6 protein-coding genes and 1 riboswitch are annotated in these 12,473 nt (G+C 53.2%); of the genes, 4 read left to right on the plus strand and 2 right to left on the minus strand.

Annotation, left to right across the window (positions count from 1 at the left end; all coding sequences use genetic code 11):
- Positions 1-37 precede the first annotated feature (37 nt).
- The 3 genes from galU (at position 38) to CAG65_RS03850 (ending at position 5,715) form a co-directional block, all read left to right on the plus strand.
- The gene (galU, locus tag CAG65_RS03840; protein WP_021706877.1) at positions 38-913 is read left to right on the plus strand and encodes a UTP--glucose-1-phosphate uridylyltransferase GalU; all 876 of its coding nucleotides are present in this window, start codon (positions 38-40) and stop codon (positions 911-913) included.
- A 143-nt stretch (positions 914-1,056) separates the two neighbouring features.
- Positions 1,057-3,879: an excinuclease ABC subunit UvrA gene (uvrA, locus tag CAG65_RS03845; RefSeq protein WP_161452295.1), complete on the plus strand. Its 2,823-nt coding sequence runs from the start codon at positions 1,057-1,059 to the stop codon at positions 3,877-3,879.
- A gap of 69 nt (positions 3,880-3,948) precedes the next feature.
- Entirely contained in the window at positions 3,949-5,715 is a 1,767-nt protein-coding gene (locus CAG65_RS03850; protein WP_161452297.1) for a PglL family O-oligosaccharyltransferase, read from the plus strand.
- Between the two features lie 42 nt (positions 5,716-5,757).
- Here the strand turns inward: CAG65_RS03850 and CAG65_RS03855 are convergent, their stop codons facing one another.
- Positions 5,758-6,879, minus strand: a complete 1,122-nt coding sequence (locus CAG65_RS03855; protein WP_161452299.1) for a pyridoxal-phosphate-dependent aminotransferase family protein — start codon at positions 6,877-6,879, stop codon at positions 5,758-5,760.
- A gap of 176 nt (positions 6,880-7,055) precedes the next feature.
- Positions 7,056-7,233, plus strand: a riboswitch (Lysine riboswitch).
- 120 nt (positions 7,234-7,353) lie between these two features.
- Here CAG65_RS03855 and lysC point away from each other — a divergent pair.
- A complete protein-coding gene (lysC, locus tag CAG65_RS03860) occupies positions 7,354-8,709 on the plus strand; it encodes a lysine-sensitive aspartokinase 3 (RefSeq protein ID WP_161452302.1) in 1,356 nt (451 codons plus the stop codon).
- A 38-nt stretch (positions 8,710-8,747) separates the two neighbouring features.
- On the opposite strand, the gene metH is transcribed toward lysC, so the two are convergent.
- Positions 8,748-12,428: a methionine synthase gene (metH, locus tag CAG65_RS03865; RefSeq protein ID WP_161452304.1), complete on the minus strand. Its 3,681-nt coding sequence runs from the start codon at positions 12,426-12,428 to the stop codon at positions 8,748-8,750.
- Positions 12,429-12,473 lie beyond the last annotated feature (45 nt).

Genomic DNA, 12,473 nt, shown 5'->3' on the forward strand with positions numbered 1-12,473 from the left:
GTACTCAGAACAACGATATTTTAAAGGGTTTTCTCACATGATTAAAAAGTGCCTTTTCCCGGCAGCTGGCTACGGTACACGCTTCCTCCCCGCCACCAAGTCTATGCCTAAAGAGATGATGCCAGTGGTGAACAAACCACTGATCGAATATGGCGTTGACGAAGCCATTGCCGCTGGTATGAACGGGATGTGTATTGTTACCGGTCGCGGCAAGCACGCAATCATGGATCACTTTGACAAGAACTACGAGCTGGAGCACCAGATCAGCGGCACCAATAAAGAAGAGCTTCTGGTCGATATCCGCAACATCATCGACAGCGCAAACTTCACTTACATCCGCCAACGCGAGATGAAAGGCCTGGGACACGCGATCCTGACTGGTCGTGAACTGGTGGGTGACGAACCATTTGCCGTTGTTCTGGCCGACGACCTGTGTGTCAATGAACAGGAAGGCGTCCTGGCACAGATGGTCGCGCTGTTTAAACAATTCCGCTGCTCGATTGTTGCCGTTCAGGAAGTGCCAGCCGAAGAGACTCACAAGTACGGGGTGATCTCGGGTGAAATGATCAAAGATGACATCTACCGCGTGGATGACATGGTCGAAAAACCGGAGCCGGGCACCGCACCAAGCAACCTGGCAATCATCGGCCGCTACATCCTGACGCCGGATATTTTCGAACTGATCGAAAATACCGAACCTGGTAAAGGTGGCGAAATCCAAATCACGGACGCGCTGCTCAAGCAAGCGAAAGCGGGCTGTGTTCTGGCGTACAAATTTAAAGGCCACCGCTTTGACTGTGGTAGCGTGGAAGGGTATATCGAAGCAACCAACTACTGCTACGAAAATCTGTACCTGAAAGACAGCAAAGTCTCCACATTGGGTAAACAAACCACGCAAAAAGAGCAGAAGTAATTCCTGCTTGTTCAACAAACTAACTGAAGGCGGCTCTCTCTGAGCCGCCTTTTTCTTTGACTGTTTTTTTATACAGTATTCCTTTGCACATTTCTCACACTATGTAATACTTGGCGAACTCAATTTTTCACAGAGCACAGAAGATGGATAAGATTGAAGTTCGTGGTGCCAGAACCCACAACCTGAAAAACGTCAACCTGACGATTCCCCGCGACAAGCTGATCGTCATTACCGGCTTATCCGGCTCGGGTAAATCTTCCCTGGCCTTTGACACCTTATACGCAGAAGGTCAACGTCGTTACGTTGAATCTCTGTCTGCGTATGCCCGCCAGTTCCTGTCTCTGATGGAAAAACCCGATGTGGACCATATCGAAGGCCTGTCACCGGCCATTTCGATAGAGCAAAAATCCACCTCACACAATCCGCGATCCACTGTCGGTACCATCACCGAAGTGTATGATTATCTGCGTCTGCTGTACGCCCGGGTGGGTGAGCCTCGCTGCCCGGATCACAAGGTTCCGCTGGCCGCACAAACCATCAGCCAGATGGTCGACAAGGTACTGGATCTGCCGGAAGGTGCCCGTATGATGTTACTGGCCCCGATCGTCAAAGAGCGGAAAGGTGAACACGTCAAAACGCTGGAGAATCTGGCGGCGCAGGGATTTATCCGCGCACGTATCGACGGCGAAACCTGCGATCTGTCCGATCCCCCACCACTGGAACTGCATAAAAAGCACACCATCGAGGTGGTGGTGGATCGCTTCAAAGTTCGTGATGATTTACAGCAACGCCTGGCGGAGTCCTTTGAAACCGCACTGGAGCTGTCCGGCGGCATCGTCGTGGTTGCCCCAATGGATAGCGACGGAGAGGAAATTGTCTTCTCGGCCAATTTTGCCTGTCCGCACTGCGGCTACAGCATGCGAGAGCTGGAGCCACGCTTGTTTTCGTTCAATAACCCGGCCGGTGCATGTGGGACCTGTGACGGCTTGGGTGTACAGCAGTACTTTGACCCAGCCCGGGTGATCGTGGATGAATCGCTCAGTCTGGCAGACGGCGCCATTCGGGGCTGGGATCAGAAAAATTTCTATTATTTCCAGATGCTCAAATCACTGGCTGACCATTACGACTTTGATCTGCACGCCCCCTTTACCTCCCTACCGAAAAAAACACAGGAAATCATCCTGCGAGGGTCCGGGCGTACTCAGATAGAATTCAATTACGTCAACGATCGCGGTGATATCCGCGTCAAACGTCATCCTTTTGAAGGTATCCTCAACACGCTCGAACGCCGCTACCGTGATACCGAATCAAACTCAGTACGCGAAGAGTTAGCAAAATACATCTCCACCAAACCGTGCAGCAGTTGTGACGGCACCCGGTTGCGGCTGGAAGCGCGTAACGTTTTTATCCAGGACACCACGCTGCCCCAGATCGTTGAACTGAGCATTGCCGATGCACTGGCCTTTTTCCAATCCCTGCAACTGGAAGGCCAGCGTGCCCAGATAGCCGAAAAAGTGATGAAAGAAATCAATGACCGGTTGCATTTTCTGGTCAACGTCGGCCTGAATTACCTCAACCTGTCGCGCAGTGCTGAAACCCTCTCAGGCGGAGAAGCGCAACGCATCCGGCTTGCCAGTCAAATTGGCGCAGGGCTGGTTGGCGTGATGTACGTACTGGATGAACCCTCGATTGGTCTCCACCAGCGAGATAACGAACGTTTGCTCAACACCCTGACGCACCTGCGCGATCTAGGAAACACCGTATTGGTAGTGGAGCATGATGAAGACGCCATTCGCATGGCGGATCACGTGATCGATATTGGTCCGGGCGCCGGGGTGCACGGCGGTCAGGTCGTGGCAGAAGGCACTGTTCATGAGATCATCGCCAACCCAGACTCATTGACCGGCCAGTATCTGTGCGGTGACAAGCAGATCGCCATCCCTGGGCAGCGCACGCCACGAAATGCCAAGAAAACGGTTGAGCTGCTGGGCGCAACCGGCAATAACCTCAAAGCCGTCGATCTGTCGCTTCCGGTTGGCCTGTTCAGCTGCATTACCGGCGTGTCCGGCTCGGGTAAATCCACCCTGATCAATGACACCTTCTTTAAAATCGCGCACACCCAGCTCAATGGCGCCACCACCGCCACACCGGCGCCATACAAAGCCATCAAAGGCCTGGAACATTTCGATAAAGTCATCGACATTGATCAGAGCCCGATCGGCCGGACGCCGCGCTCCAATCCGGCAACCTATACCGGGATCTTCACCCCGATCCGCGAGCTGTTTGCCGGGACTCAGGAATCCCGCTCTCGCGGCTACAAACCGGGCCGTTTCAGTTTTAACGTCCGCGGTGGTCGCTGTGAAGCCTGTCAGGGTGACGGGGTTATCAAGGTCGAAATGCACTTTCTGCCGGATGTGTACGTGCCCTGTGATGTGTGTAAAGGCAAGCGCTATAACCGAGAAACACTGGAAGTGCGCTACAAAGGAAAAACCATTGATGAAGTGCTGGAAATGACCGTTGAAGACGCACGTGGTTTCTTTGATCCGGTTCCGGCCATTGCCCGTAAACTGCAAACGCTCATCGATGTGGGCCTGTCTTACATCCGCCTCGGCCAAGCGGCCACCACGTTATCCGGTGGTGAAGCTCAGCGGGTCAAACTGGCTCGGGAGCTGTCCAAACGCGACACCGGCAAAACCCTGTACATTCTTGACGAACCGACCACCGGGCTACACTTCCATGACATTCAGCAATTGCTGACAGTCCTGCACCGCCTGCGCGATCACGGCAATACCGTGGTGGTGATCGAACATAACCTGGATGTGATCAAAACCGCTGACTGGATCGTTGATCTGGGGCCCGAAGGCGGCCAGGGCGGCGGGCAGATCATTGCCCAGGGGACACCAGAAGATGTGGCACAAGTCGAAGGATCGCACACCGCCCGCTTCCTCAAGCCTATGTTGAAGTAGAAAAAAACGGTAAAGTAACCAAACCAGCGTCTCCTGCGCTGGTTTGTTTTTATCAGTGATTTAACAACTATGGCAACTGTACACCTCAGCGGAACACAACTGGAGCCGGAAACGCCCAGTGTCCCACTCAATAAGCGCTTTATGGCAGCTCTGGCCGTCATGTTTGTCGTCGCGATGCACATTTTCACGCCCAACCCTGGCGGTGCCGGGCTGGCGCTTTCGTTCAACCCGACGACCTGGATAGCGTTCAGTATTGCTGCGGCGCTGGGTCTTTATCAGCTTGGTAGTAACCAGAGACTGCGCTATTCCAAGCTGACTATCGGTCTTTTGGTCAGTTGCTTACTGCTCACGGTGCCAATCTTTTTTCCGGATAGTCTGCCCGAGTACGCCACCGGCCGTCTGATTGGCCTGTGGGCGGGTTACCTGCTGTTCGTCGCGCTACAACAGTTCAAGCTCAGCAATAAACATAAATTGCGTCTGTTGTGGTTGGTGGTTATCGCCGTCACCATCGAAGCCCTGCTGGGTTATATTCAGTATTTCCTGCTGTCGCCGGGCAACCCATTTGGCTATGACACGATCGCCAACCGGCCTTATGGCATTTTTCAACAGCCCAATGTGATGGCGAGCTTTCTCGCGACCGGGCTGGTGTTGTCCGCTTATCTACTGTCGCGCCAGCCAGTCAAGTACCACAATAAACTCAGCGCCACCAACCTGCTGTATGCACTTCCGCTATTGACCGTGCCGCTCCTAGTGGTATTGGCCTCACGTACGGGTTGGCTCGGTGCTGCTCTGGCCACTGCGCTGATCTTGCCCTACCTCTACCGCTATGCGACTCGTCGCCGGATGGTGGGCTGGCTGATTTCACTGTTTCTCGGAATCGTGTTGGGACTTATTGCCGGCTACTTGCAGGGCAGTGACTCGTTGATGTCGGACAAAGCGGACCTCGACAGCCCCCGTCGTTACACTTTCCCTCAAACACTGGACATGGTGATTGAAAAGCCTTTTACCGGTTACGGTTATGGCCGGTTTGAGTCCCAGTACATGCTGTACACCGCACGTCAGCACCAGTTGAATCCGGATTATCCGCCAGGCCTACCCGCCATGGATCATCCGCACAATGAACTGTTGTTCTGGTCGGCTGAAGGCGGGCTGCTGCCACTGATAGGCATCGTGTTTGCCGCAGGGATGGTGCTGTTTCGTATCTATACCGCCAAAAAGGGCACCCGCACTGCGATGTTTGCTCTGTTTGTGCCGATAGTGCTGCACTCTCAACTGGAATACCCGTTTTATCATTCAGCGATTCACTGGCTGACGTTTGTCATCCTGCTGTTCTGGGTCGATCAACGCGTTGCCCGCTATAAAGCCATTCGCTTTAGCAATATCACCAAAGCACTGCTCAGAGTCAGCAGTCTGGTACTGCCGGTGGTCACCTGCGTGTACATGCTCAGCGCCCTGCACACCAACTACATTCTGACGCAGTTTGAACACTCCAAGCCGAAAAACCCGGAGATTCTGCGCCGGATCAGTAACCCTGTGGTATGGAAAGACAGATTTGACTGGGACGTTTACAGCAGCTATCTCCAGCTTGGTTTGACACGTCAGGATCCCGCGCTGCTCACCCCGTATATTCAGTGGTCACAACAAATCATCCGGCACAAACCCCGCCCGGCATTTTACCGCAATCTGATCCTGGCCTATCAGGGGCTGGGCGACGACAGCCGGGCCAAACAAACCTTAAACGAAGCGCTGTACCTGTTTCCTCTCCAGGATTTCGACCAGCTCCAGTCCCACCAGACAAGGTCTGATTCCGTTGCCACACAAGGTAGCAGAGAATAAAAAAGGCGGTATGTACCGCCCTTTTTTACGTTCCGTCATCCGTCACACAGTGAGTGACTCTTCTAAAGCCCGCAGACATAACGCAACATTCTCGTTGCGGGCAGCATAGCCCATCAGACCAATCCGCCACGCCTTTCCTGCCAGCGCACCAAGACCAGCCCCAATCTCGAGATTGTACTGTAGCAACAGATGTGCCCGGACTTTAGCTTCATCAATGTGCGCCGGCACATATATCGCGTTCAGTTGGGGTAAGCGGTGCGCTTCGTCAACCACAAACTCAAAGCCCAACGTTTCCAAGCCCGATTTCAGTTTGTCATGCATTACGCGGTGACGCTGCCAGGCTTGCTCCAACCCTTCATTTTTGAGGATAAGCAAAGCTTCATGCAGCGCATACAAACTGTTCACGGGGGCTGTGTGGTGGTAGCTGCGCTTCCCCTCTCCGCTCCAATACCCCAACACCAGACTCTGATCCAGGAACCAACTCTGAATCGGGGTCTGACGCGACTGAATCTTCGCAATCGCCTGGGGTGAAAACGTCAGCGGTGACAAGCCGGGTACACAAGAAAGGCATTTCTGGCTCCCGGAATAGACCGCATCCAACTGCCACTCATCCACTTTCAATGGCACACCACCCAGCGACGTCACCGCATCGACTATGGTCAATATCCCATGTTGCTTGGCCAGGCGTCCCAACGCCTCAGCATCCGACAGGGCACCGGTTGAGGTTTCTGCATGCACAAAAGCCAGAATTTTACTATCTGGATGATCGCTCAGTGCCTGCGCTACTTTATCTACCGACACGGGCGAGCCCCATTCGTCGTCCACCAGTATCGCTTCACCACCAGCACGCAGCACGTTTTCGCGCATACGCTCACCAAAGACCCCGTTGCGGCAGACAATCACTTTGTCTCCGGGCTCGACCAGGTTGACGAAACACGCTTCCATCCCGGCACTGCCTGGGGCCGATACCGCAATAGTAAAGTCATTCTCTGTCTGAAAAGCGTATTTGAGCAGCTGCTTGAGTTCATCCATCATCTGGATAAACAGCGGGTCTAAATGGCCGACGGTCGGGCGGCTCAAGGCCTGCAAGACCTGTGGAGAAATATCCGACGGCCCCGGGCCCATCAGAATACGGTGAGGGGGAATAAAGCTTTGAATCGACATGCTCGCTCCTTGCGTGACTGGTCATGACTTTTCACCTTAATCGAAATAGTCATCGGCAGCAATCCGCCCTCTTTCCGGCAGGTCAAACCAGTGTCACAAATTCGTTAACAAAAATTTTCATTCCGGTTGAATTATTGATTGACATTGTTTCAGCAAACCCGTTCAATGACTAAGCTTTATGCAGAAGAGGAGCACTGCCCAGGCAGGTATGTTGTGGAGCCTCAACTCCAACACGACATACTCAGGGGGAGCAGTGCCGAGGTAGATCTGAGTTGTGGATCAGATCTGTCGGTTGACTTGGGTTGAGTCCCAGCAACTGTCACCAGCACCGTCTGGTGAAGAGCTTCTGAGGTCATCAATTCATTATAATTTTACCTCTCTTTTTGCTCTACCACTCTCTTCAGATACAGGATGTTCGATTGCCATTGGCAGTCATCAGTGAATAATTTTTCAGGAAGTCGTGGGAGAAATGCTGTGAGCGCATTTAACGTTGCCAAATTTGGCGGAACCAGTGTCGCAAACTTTGAAGCCATGAGCCGCTGTGCGGCCATCATCGAAAACAATCCGAACACCAAACTGGTCGTCAGTAGCGCCTGCTCTGGCGTCACCAATTTATTGGTGGAGCTGGCGCATGGCGTTCAGGACCAAGAACACCGAGCCCATTTACTACAACAACTGGCGGCTATTCACGACGCGATACTGTCCCAGTTAAGCCAGCCAACCGAAGTGGCATCCGAGGTGTACAGCCTGTTGGATACTATCACCAGCCTTGCCGAAGCGGCGTCCATTCAGGCTACCCCTAAACTGACCGATCATCTGGTGGCCTGTGGCGAACTGATGTCGACGCATATATTGGCTCAACTGATGCGTGAGCGTGGGATCCGGGCAGTGCGTTTTGACATTCGCGATGTCCTGCGCACCGACAGCCACTATGGCCGCGCTGAACCTGACGTCGCCACGATTGCCGCACTGGCTAAAACGCATCTGGTTCCACTGTGCGCGGAGCATGTTGTCGTCACTCAGGGCTTTATCGGCGCCGATCAGGACGGTAATACCACCACTCTTGGCCGCGGAGGCAGTGATTATAGCGCTGCATTGATTGCCGAGGCCGTGGCAGCGAAAGGCCTGGAAATCTGGACCGATGTCCCGGGGATCTACACCACAGATCCACGCATCGCAGAAAAGGCCGCACCGATTGCGGAGATCAGCTTCAGCGAAGCATCTGAAATGGCCAATTTCGGCGCCAAGATACTCCACCCATCCACCTTGCTGCCGGCCTTGCGACACGGTATTCCGGTGTTTGTCGGCTCATCAAAAGAGCCAGAAAAAGGTGGCACCTGGATTCGTCAGCAAGTCGAAAGCTCTCCGCAATTCCGGGCACTGGCGCTGCGCAGCAATCAAACCATGGTGACATTGCGCAGCGCTAAGATGTTCCATGCCTACGGCTTTCTGGCGAAAGTATTTGAAATCCTGGCCAAACACAAAATTTCCGTCGATCTGATCACCACCTCGGAGATCAGCGTCTCTCTGACGCTGGACAAAACGGATACCGCCGGCGGTGCACCGCAACTGCCACAAGATGTTCGTGAAGAGCTGGCAGAGTTATGTTCGGTGGAAGTGGAGCAGAACCTGTGTCTGGTGGCCCTGATTGGTAATCATATGGAAACCAAGGGTTATGCAAAAGAAGTCTTCAGTACGCTGGGAGATTACAATCTGCGGATGATCTGTTACGGCGCCAGCGACCACAATCTCTGCTTTTTAGTGGATGCTCATGAGTCACGCAGTGTGATCCAGAAACTGCATCAGGATTTGTTCGAACATCAAGCGTAACCAAAGAAAAGGTCACCTGATGGTGACCTTTTCTTGATTTAACCGTTGATATTCGGCCCCAACCACTTCTCCGCTTCCACGGCATCCCAACCTTTACGCTCAGCGTAACTCTGGACCTGATCATCCTGGATCTGAGCGACGGCAAAATAACGGGAGTCCGGATGAGAGAAATACCAGCCAGAGACCGAGGCACCAGGCCACATCGCGTAACTCGTCGTCAGAGACATCTCAATCATCTCTTCGACATTGAGCAGTTCCCACAGAGTGCCTTTTTCGGTGTGCTCCGGACACGCCGGATAACCAGGCGCCGGCCGAATGCCTTGGTACTTCTCCCGTATCAGCTCATCATTACTGAGATTTTCCTCAGGCGCATAGCCCCAGATCTCGCGGCGAACCTGTTCATGCAGATATTCGGCAAACGCTTCGGCCAGGCGATCCGCGACGGCCTGAATCATGATCGCATTATAGTCGTCGCCCTGCGCTTTAAACTTGTCCGCCAGTTCACGTTCGCCAATACCGCCTGTCACGGCAAAAGCACCGATCCAATCTTTTTTACCCGACAATTTAGGTGCAATGTAATCCGACAAACAGTAATTAAACCCTTTCGGCTTCTCCGTTTGCTGACGCAGGTTGTGCAAGACTTTCGCCACCTCAGTACGCGACTCATCGGTGTACACTTCAATATCATCACCAATACTGGCCGCAGGAAACAGCGCGCACATCCCACGGGCTTTGAGCAACCCTTCCTTTTCCACGCGATCGAGTAAGTCATTGGCGTCTTTGAACAGGCGTTTAGCCTCTTCCCCTACCTCTTCATGCTCTAAAATTGCCGGATATTTCCCCACTAATGACCACGTCATAAAGAACGGCGTCCAATCGATGTAACGACGCAACGTTGCCACGTCAAAATCATCAAACAAATGCACACCGGGTTTAGCCGGTACCGGCGGCGTGTAACTCTCCCAGTCGATGGCTACTTTGTTGGCGCGCGCCGCGTCGAGCGCCACGGGTTTAGTGCGGGGGCGCTTGCGGGCATGCTGGTCACGCACCACGTCGTAGTCGGCTTGCAATTTTTCCACAAACGCGGGTTTTAAGGTATCAGAAAGCAGCGAAGAACATACCCCGACCGCTCGCGACGCATTGTTGACGTACACCACAGGCTGATGGTAATTCTGTTCGATCTTGACGGCCGTATGCGCTTTCGAGGTGGTCGCCCCTCCAATCAATAGGGGTAGCTCGAACCCCTGACGTTCCATCTCTTTAGCCACGTGAACCATTTCATCCAATGACGGCGTGATCAGACCGGACAGCCCGATAATGTCGACGTTCTCCTCACGGGCGACTTTGAGGATCTGTTCACACGGCACCATGACCCCCAGATCAATGATCTCGTAGTTATTGCACTGCAAAACCACGCCGACGATGTTTTTTCCGATGTCGTGAACATCGCCCTTCACCGTGGCCAGCAGGATCTTACCGTTGGAAGACCCGGCCTGCTTCTCGGCGTTAATAAACGGCTCAAGGTGGGCCACTGCCTGCTTCATTACCCGCGCGGATTTCACCACCTGCGGCAGAAACATTTTGCCTTCGCCAAACAGATCACCGACCACGTTCATGCCATCCATCAATGGGCCTTCAATCACCTCTAGCGGTTTTGTCGCCTTCACACGCGCTTCTTCAGTATCGTCGACAATGTACTCGGTAATCCCTTTAACCAACGCATGTTCAAGACGTTTTTCCACTGGCCATTTGCGCCATTCGAGCGCTGAAGCGTCTTCCTCTTTACCAACACCTTTGTTAGCGTATTCGGCGGCGATATCCAATAAGCGTTCGGTACCATCGTCACGTCGGTTCAAAACCACATCTTCAACCGCCTCACGCAACTTGTCCGGAACGTTATCGTAAATCTCTAGCTGGCCGGCATTCACGATGCCCATGTCCATACCATTTTTAAAACAGTGGTAGAGGAACACCGCGTGAATCGCTTCGCGCACATAGTTATTACCACGGAAAGAAAACGAAACGTTGGACACACCGCCAGAAATCATCGCGTACGGCAAATCACGTTTGATATCGGCCACTGCCTCAATAAAGTCGACCGCGTAGTTGTTATGCTCTTCAATCCCCGTTGCAATGGCAAAGATGTTCGGGTCAAAGATAATATCTTCTGGCGGGAAGCCAACTTCATCGACCAAGATCCGATACGCATTGGTACAGATCTCCAGCTTGCGCTCTCGGGTGTCGGCTTGCCCCACTTCATCGAAGGCCATCACGATAACGGCAGCCCCGTAACGGCGGATCAGTTTCGCTTGTTCAACGAATTTCGCTTTGCCTTCCTTCAGTGAGATGGAGTTGACAATCCCTTTGCCCTGAATACACTTCAGACCCGCTTCAATCACCTCCCATTTGGAAGAGTCGACCATGATCGGCACTTTCGAGATTTCCGGCTCCGAAGCACACAAATTGAGGAAACGGACCATGCAAGCCTCAGCATCCAGCATTCCTTCGTCCATGTTGATGTCAATGATTTGAGCACCGTTTTCAACCTGCTGGCGGGCGACGTCTAGCGCTTCGTCATACAACTCTTCTTTGATCAGTCGCTTGAAGCGGGCTGAGCCCGTCACGTTAGTGCGTTCACCAACGTTGATAAATAAAGTCTCTTTTTCAATCGTCAGTGGCTCTAGCCCTGACAAACGACACGCCACGTTCAGTTCGGGTAGCGCGCGCGGAGTGACGCCCTCGACCGCCTTCGCCATACGACGGATATGCTCCGGCGTGGTACCACAACACCCCCCAATCAGGTTAAGGAAACCGCTCTGCGCCCACTCCTGGACGTGCTGCGCCATGTCTTCAGGCGAAAGATCGTACTCACCGAAAGCATTCGGCAACCCCGCGTTCGGGTGAGCAGAGACGTAACTTTCAGAAATGCGTGACAGTTCTTCAACATACTGGCGCAATTCATCCGGCCCAAGGGCACAATTCAGGCCGAACGAAATAGGACGGACATGACGCAGCGCGTTGTAAAAGGCTTCGGTTGTCTGACCTGACAGTGTGCGTCCGGAAGCATCAGTGATGGTGCCGGAAATCATCACCGGCAACTGCATCCCCAATTCGTCGAACACGCTTTCTACGGCGAACGCACAGGCTTTCGCGTTGAGCGTATCAAAGATGGTTTCGATCAGGATCAGATCACTCCCTCCTTTGATGAGGGCGCGTGTCGACTCTGAGTAGGCTGCCACTAACTGATCGAAGGTGACATTTCGATAGCCCGGATCATTCACATCCGGCGAAATAGAACAGGTGCGGTTAGTTGGGCCCAGCACCCCGGCGACAAAACGCGGCTTATCCGGTGTTTTCGCTGTCCACTCATCGGCCGCTTCACGCGCCAGCTTAGCCGCCGCGAAGTTGATCTCTTCGCTCAGTGACTGCATGTCGTAATCAGCCATAGCAATGGTGGTGGCATTAAACGTGTTGGTTTCGAGGATGTCTGCTCCGGCTTCAAGATAAGCCGAGTGAATTTCTTTAATTAACTGAGGCTGTGTAAGCACCAACAGGTCGTTGTTCCCTTTCAGATCACTGTGCCACTCTGCAAAACGCTCTCCCCGGTAATCCTGCTCTTCCAGCTTGTACCCTTGGATCATGGTGCCCATACCACCATCGATCAGCAGAATTCGCTGTGCTAACTGAGTTTCAATCTGTTGTCTTACGTTGCTTCCCACAATACCGCCTCACTCCTTGTTGTTATTTTGTCATCCTATCACAGC

This window comes from Vibrio sp. V39_P1S14PM300 (genome assembly GCF_009904765.1).
Classification (GTDB): Bacteria; Pseudomonadota; Gammaproteobacteria; order Enterobacterales; family Vibrionaceae; genus Vibrio; species Vibrio proteolyticus.